6 protein-coding genes and 1 pseudogene are annotated in these 6,486 nt (G+C 65.1%); 4 read left to right on the top strand and 3 right to left on the bottom strand.

From position 1 onward, the window contains the following. A pseudogene (locus Q322_RS24195) lies at positions 1 to 251 on the top strand (IS6 family transposase); the annotation flags it as partial. Positions 252 to 691: 440 nt separating this feature from the next. Here Q322_RS24195 and Q322_RS0115940 read toward each other — a convergent pair. Further along, positions 692 to 1,006, bottom strand: a complete 315-nt coding sequence (locus Q322_RS0115940) for a hypothetical protein (protein ID WP_029478884.1) — start codon at positions 1,004 to 1,006, stop codon at positions 692 to 694. A 672-nt stretch (positions 1,007 to 1,678) separates the two neighbouring features. Between Q322_RS0115940 and Q322_RS0115945 the strand changes: the two genes are divergently transcribed. Beyond that, the gene (locus Q322_RS0115945; protein WP_156953104.1) at positions 1,679 to 3,943 is read left to right on the top strand and encodes a hypothetical protein; all 2,265 of its coding nucleotides are present in this window, start codon (positions 1,679 to 1,681) and stop codon (positions 3,941 to 3,943) included. A 242-nt stretch (positions 3,944 to 4,185) separates the two neighbouring features. Continuing rightward, on the top strand, positions 4,186 to 4,527 hold the full coding sequence (locus Q322_RS0115955) for a hypothetical protein (protein ID WP_029478886.1): 342 nt from the start codon (positions 4,186 to 4,188) through the stop codon (positions 4,525 to 4,527). Between the two features lie 40 nt (positions 4,528 to 4,567). On the opposite strand, the gene Q322_RS0115960 is transcribed toward Q322_RS0115955, so the two are convergent. After that, positions 4,568 to 4,771, bottom strand: a complete 204-nt coding sequence (locus tag Q322_RS0115960) for a hypothetical protein (protein ID WP_029478887.1) — start codon at positions 4,769 to 4,771, stop codon at positions 4,568 to 4,570. A 113-nt stretch (positions 4,772 to 4,884) separates the two neighbouring features. On the opposite strand from Q322_RS0115960, the gene Q322_RS0115965 reads away from it, so the two are divergent. Beyond that, positions 4,885 to 5,127, top strand: coding sequence for a recombinase family protein (locus Q322_RS0115965; RefSeq protein WP_029478888.1), 243 nt, complete (start codon positions 4,885 to 4,887; stop codon positions 5,125 to 5,127). Positions 5,128 to 5,507: 380 nt separating this feature from the next. Here Q322_RS0115965 and Q322_RS24200 read toward each other — a convergent pair. Continuing rightward, on the bottom strand, positions 5,508 to 6,486 hold a 979-nt coding region (locus Q322_RS24200), incomplete at its 5' end, for a PxKF domain-containing protein (protein ID WP_211248919.1).

Genomic DNA, 6,486 nt, shown 5'->3' on the forward strand with positions numbered 1-6,486 from the left:
ACCATCAGCAAGTGATTTCCACGGCTCGCTGCAACAATGTCATTGAGCAATCGCACCGATCTACACGGCGTCAGGAACGACAACAACAGGGATTCAAACGAAAAAAACGAGCGCAAGAATTTCTGAGGCTGCACGCCCGAATCGAGAACATCCACCATCACGCCCGAACCAGCGTTTCTACCTCAATCAGACGAAGCAATCAGAAACAAGCGTTCCAGACGTGGTTAATGGTCGCGGCAGGGGTGGCCTGAACTTCAGGCCACCCCTGCCCTCAGGCTGCCACGGGTCAAGTTAAGGCAACACAACCGTCTGAATGCTGCGTGGAAAACACGTCGCCAGCGCTCATGCTCGGAATCATGCACGACACCAGGAATGTGCTCCCCGTTTGGGTAGCAGCCCTGATCCATGAACCGGTGACCGCGCGCTGTCGACATGCAATAGGACTCCCTCCAGCCGCTCTGGTCAGCTGGTCGGTGGACGCCGCTCGAGGGCGGCTAGAGGACGGCTGGATGTGGTTTACGGCGGCATGTGGCGTCCTCCTATCTGTGGGGGGACGACCGGCGTGGTCGACCTCTGAACCGAACCGTAACTACCGGGGGTATGGCAGCCTCATGGAGGCAGAGCGCTTTGCCAAACCTTGAGATGGAACCGGCCTGCGTTGTTAACGCAGGCCTGGGGCTGTGGTCTTTGATCACAGAGTCGGGTCGGGTGTCACCTCGGTGCGCGGGGAGGCCACCGCCCGATGCGCTTCGGGTGTGTTGCTGACGCTGGGAAGACGATGCGTATGGCGCCGGTTCTGCCGGAGAGATTTGGTGGACGCAACTGGTTTCGTTGGCGCCGCAGTGGTGTGGATTCTGAACCAGTCCCGGGCGAGCGGGCGGTCGAACGCGATGCGCTGGTTCTGGCTTAGGCGCAGCCGATCCTGCAGCGCCTGGCTGAGCTTGATGTCCCACACCCGGCCCTCATACAGGCGGCTGCTGATGGTGACGCCCAGCTGGGCGAACATCCCCTCAACGAACGCTATGAGGTGCTATTCGCCGACCGGCAAGCTGCTGGGAGTGTGCTCCCCAGTCACTATGTCAACGGGCCCTTCATGCCTCGGCTCTGTAAACTGCCGTGTTAGGTCAATGGAATCATTTGGGGGGGCATGAGAGGAAACTGGATTGCGTTGCCCTGGGCGATGGTGGTGGGCTCGACGTTGACCGAGGACTTTCCTGCCCTCCCTGCTGACGCGCTGGTGGCTGTTCCTGCCCGCTGGGATGAGGCCAGTGGCGTGTGGACTGTGGAGCTGGAGTTCCTCGCGCGGCCGCCTGGATATGGGGCGCTGGAGGCCAAGGGGAGGGGCTCCCGTACGGTGATCGACGCTCCGTGTGGCCTGGACATGGTTGAACTGCACGTGCGCTTCCGACGCTGGCGCTCACTCACGGGAGGACAGAGCGTGTCGCCGTTGCCGGCCTGGTGGGGGGACGCTGCGCGCCTGAAATACACACCTGAGCTGCGGGCGTACCTCGCTGGCAGTCGCACGATGCCTGGTCTGAGCCGGAGGACAGCGCAGCGTGCCGTTGGGGGATCTGCGGAGCTCCTCACGACGCTGCTGGCCCAGTCCACGTCCGCCCCTGCACCTGAGCCGGCTGACTACCGCCTCCGGCGCGCTGAGCCACTTCCGAGGATTCTGGCGGTGGACGAGATCTACCTGGGTGGCCGGTACTGGACGGTGCTGACGGACAACGACCAGGACGAGGGCGCGCCGCGGCACTTCCGTCAACGCTTCCTCGGGATTTGCCTGGGCCGGGACGTTGCTGTCAAGGGTGAACCTCCCAGCCCGCTCCAGCGGATGCTGGGAGAACTGGCCTCCTGGTACCGCGAGGATCGCAGCCGGTGGGACGCACCCCGTCCCGGAAGGCCCGATCAGGTCACGCTGGACTTGTGGAGTGGACATGTCCAGGCCTTCAAGGAAGCGTTCCTCCCCACACCGCGGAGAGCAACATACATCCACCCACCGGAGTTCCTGGTGCCGGATGCCTTCCACCTGACGGCGCGGGGTCACCGAGTTCGGACGATGACCCTCGCACACTTTTGGCGTAAGTGCACGATGGCCGAGCGTGCGCAGCTGGAGCGGTGTGGCCACACTCCTCAGGCGGCCGCGACCTGTAAGTGTGCGGCGAAATCAAAGTGTGACCACCATCGGCGGCTTCACGCTCTGAATGCGGTGCTGGACAAAATTGGTCACGCTCGGTCGACTAAGGAGTGGTGGGACTTCAGGGTGGCCTGGTATCTGGCGCTCGATAGGGCTCGGAAGTATGGGACGATCTCGGAGCGCGGCTTCATGACGCTTGCCGATGACCTGTCACGCAGAGTGGACGATCCTCAGCGGCGCGTCAGGTCGCGGGTAAAGGGTGCAAAGCTCGGCGTTCCCCGATCTAATGTCTGGTCGACAAACGCCCGTGCTGAACGCATGAACCGAGAGTTGCGCGCGGTGATGCAGGGGCTGGGCCGACGCAATCCGGCGTTGATCCTCGACCGCCTGATGGTCGAGATGGGCCGGGATCCAGTGGGAAGTGCGCCCGGAGCGGTGACCATGCTGGCGGGCAGCCTCGAATGCCCTGGGTGTGGCGGCAGGGTGAGCATTCCCTCGGACGCCCTAGTTACGCCGATCCCGACCCTGCCCAGAGGGATGCAGCCGCTGAACCTGAAGCTGCCAACCCAGGTGCAGTGTGACCATTGTGGGCGGGTCACCCTGCCGCTCGCTCAGCTCCCCCGCACGCCGCAACTTGACCGGTGGCTCCAGGCACCCGGTCAGCTGGCCCTCCCGCGCCGCGTGCTCGCTCAACTGACGGGCCTGAAAGGAGCGGCGCTGCCCTCCCACAAGGCGATGATCACGCGCCTTGCTGAACAGACTGAAGGGAAGGCAAGGGCCGCCGGGGAGCGTGACCTGGAGACGCTGATCTACGACGAGATCTGGACGACGACGCGGGTCTGGCTGCTGCTCGCGACGCCGGCGGGACAGCTGGTGGACATGCAGCTGGTGCCGTCGCCAGTGCCGTCCAAAAAACCCAGCCATGAGGCGGTCGGCACGGCGGCAGCTGACTTCCTGACGCGTCACGTTGGAGGGCAACAGACGGTTGTGCTCAACAAGGAATACCGGGCGCTGATGGCGACCCTCGCTGGCCCCCTGCGGGCACGCAAGGTCAACGTCATCCTGAGTTCCTATGTGCTGCACGAGTATCATCGCCGGTTCTGGAACAAGCTGTTAAAAGAACTAGAGACCAAGCGTGAGAAATCGGGGAGCAAAGCACCAGTCGTGAATCGGGGTAAAGAACTGGATCTGGAACGACGCCGCCGGCTCCAGCGGGAGAATGCTGGAGGCACAGCAGCTGGCCAAGAAGAAGCTGGCCAACCACATCTTCACGGGCGGAGTCAGCTACGGCGTGAGGCGTTCACTTGGCTTGAGCAGGAACGTGATTCAACTGGATCCGCGCTGACCATCCATGAAGCCAATGCCTTCTGGGCCAGCGTCAATGGTCTTGCGCAGACTGAGGCGGGCGAACCGACGACAGTGGTGCTGCAGGAACTGACGCTCTTCAAGCGGCTGCTTTCGCGCAACTGGGCAGGTACGAGAGCACTGCTGGACACCGCTGGTGTCTCAGGGCCGACAGGGGGGCGGAGCGCTACGTCACTTGATCCGCAGACATGCATCGAGCAGTTCTACGCTCGACGCGCACACCTACCGGATCGTTGGCAGGCCTGGAGGGCTGTTCGCCCTTTGATCACGGCTACGCTGTTGACCCCCCCTGTGTCCATGGGGCGACACCCGCGCCTGCTGTCACGCATCACGGGTCTGTTGAGGAGTTCCCCAAGTCTAGATCCGGACGTGCAGCGTGAGCGCATTCTCCGCGTTGAGGCGCATGAACGTGCTGGCGGTCATGCACGTGCGGGTGCCTGAGACTAAACGCTGGCCAGGCACATATACCTCAGGGGCCTTCGCTCAAGTCCGCAAGTACCCGAGCGGGTCGTCTCGTTGCCGGCGGTGGTGCCCGTGGACGCGCGGCAGGCCATCGTCCGCATGTGGGCGCGTGCAGAAGGAGGGTGGAGGCCGGCACAGATGTTCGCTGGCTCATCGAGGCCCTGACCCTGCCCTCCTGGGACGGCGCGGAGGAGCAGGCCCTGTAAACTGGGCACGGGCGGGTGGTGGCGGCGCTCCAGGCACACGGGATCAAGGTTGGGGATCCCGTCGAGGCGGGCGAGTGGCATGCGCAGGGGGAGGGCACCTACGCCGTCCTGCCGCTAGAGGGTGGAGATCTGGCCCTCAGTACACTTGGCCGCTTCGGGGCGCAGCACGTGTGGGGCGGGGCGGGGAGCCACTCTGCTGCGACGATCGACCGGATCCGGGTGGCCCTGGCGGCCATGGGGTGGCCCTGGCTGGACGACGAGGTCATGTCGGTCACGGTGCCGGGGCTCAACGTCTACTATTTCGGGGCGTGGGAGTCCCTCACCGTCGGGGAACTGCTGTTCTACTGTCAGGATTGACAGGGCGGCCGCCCCTGCACACGATCGCCGACATGGCCGCTCACTCGGGTGGAATGGCGATGGTGTGGTCGCCCAGGAAGGTGAACTGGTCGTCCTGAAGGATGAAATGCGTCACTTCTCCGCACCGGGAGCGGAAGGCATATGTCACCGGAAAGCCACGGTACTGCCAGCTGTCAACCGTCCCCCAGTGCCACAGCCACGCCAGCACGGCCTCTCTCGGCCAGCCCTGGACGTGCCGCTGCACCGCCCGCCCCTGCGAGAACAGGTCAACCGCCGTGAACGCCCACGCGCACCAGGCGGCGCACCGCCTCGTGTTACAGGGCTTGAGCGTCCCGATGAGCCCTGTAACATAATGCAGTGCCCACCCCAGCCGTCGCCTACTACCGCGTCTCCACCGCCAAACAGGGCCAATCCGGGCTCGGCCTCGAAGCCCAGCAGGCCGCCGTCCTCGCCTTCGCCCGCGGCAAGGGGCTCGAATTGGCACTGGAGTTCACCGAGGTGGAAACCGGCACCCGCAAACGAAGACGCCCCCAACTCGAAACGGCCCTCGAGGGGCTTAACCTAGCGAAGGTCGAAATTTTGGCCAACCCGGCGATATAGATAGAGTGATGTGGTCAGGTGCATGCGGAAACGAACCCATTCGCAAGGCCCGACTGCAACGAACATAACCTGTTGCCGCAGGTGTGCCCCGCTCACCCCTGAACCCCTCGAGAGATCTTCCAGATCAACGTGCCCCGTGGGACGCCGTTCTAGTCGCAGTCGAAAAACCTGCCGAACCACAAAAGGGGTCAGTCGTCGAGCCTCAGCCCAGCTGGCACCGTACAGGGCGGTGAGGGTGGCGATGGACGTGACCAGCCGCGCGAGGGCCTGCGCGCCGCCGACCGCGCGGCGCTCCTGGGGTTCACTGGCCACGGCGTGCGCCCAGCCTGGGGCACAGCGAAGCCCGGCGGCCACAACGGCCGCCGGGCTGGGGTCTGGTCTCAGCGAAGCTTGACGAGGGCGTAGTGGTTGGTGCCGTCTCTCAGTTTCAGGTTGAACTGGTAGCAGCCCGGCGTGCTCCCGGTCTTCCAGACGTAACTGTAGGTGCCCGTCGTGGCCGAGTAGGTCAGGCCCGCCACCGAGGCGGCGCTGAAGCTGGTCGCGTTCTCCGGGACCGCCGCGGTGGTGGCGCAGCCCACCGGCGTGACCTTCGGGTAACCGGCGGCCAGCACGTCCAGGCTGGTCACGCCGCCGAGATCGAAGTTGATCGGCACCGCGCTGCCGGTTCTGGCAGTGTTGAGCAGCGGGAAGTTGGCCAGCGACTTGGTGAAGCCGTGGAAGTTGTAGATGACGCTGTAGGGCACGGCAGTGGTGGCGGTGTTGCCGGCAACGTCGGTGGCCGTGCAGGTCAGGGTCTTGCTGCCCACACTGCTGGTCTCGGCCGGGCCGCAGGTGGCGGTGGCCACGCCGGAGGTGGCGTCGGTGGCATTCGGCGTGGCACTCAGGCTGGCGCCCAGCAGAACCGGCACGCTGCTGGAGAGCACCGGGCTGAGCGTCGGCTTCACCACGTCGAGCTTGATGGTCACGGGGCTGCTGGCCGTGCCGCCGCCGCTGGTGGCGGTGCAGGTCAGGGTCTGCCCGGTGGTGTCGCTGCTGATGGTGGTGCTGTCGCAGCCACTGCTACTGCTGACGGCGGACTCGCTGTCGGTGACGCTCCAGCTCACCGTGACCGGCGTGGTGTACCAGCCGCCCGCGCCGTTCGGCGTGGCCGGGCTGGGCGTGGCCGTGATGACCGGCGGCGTGCTGTCGGTTGGGGTGAACAGCGCCAGGCTGTGACGCCCACCGGCCGCGATGGCGGTGACGCCCGTCAGGCCGGCGGGACTGGTGGCCTGGCCATAGTAGTTGTCGCCCCAGCCCACCACGCTGCCGTCGCTCTTGAGCGCCAGGCTGTGGTATTGACCGGCCGCGATGGCGGTGACG

The organism is Deinococcus frigens DSM 12807, assembly GCF_000701425.1.
Lineage (GTDB): Bacteria > Deinococcota > Deinococci > Deinococcales > Deinococcaceae > Deinococcus > Deinococcus frigens.

What these genes read in the sequence shown, in the direction of transcription:
- Q322_RS0115940 (WP_029478884.1), bottom strand. Translation starts at nt 1,006, where the DNA reads ATGTTCGCCCAGCTGGGCGTCACCATCAGCAGCCGCCTGTATGAGGGC.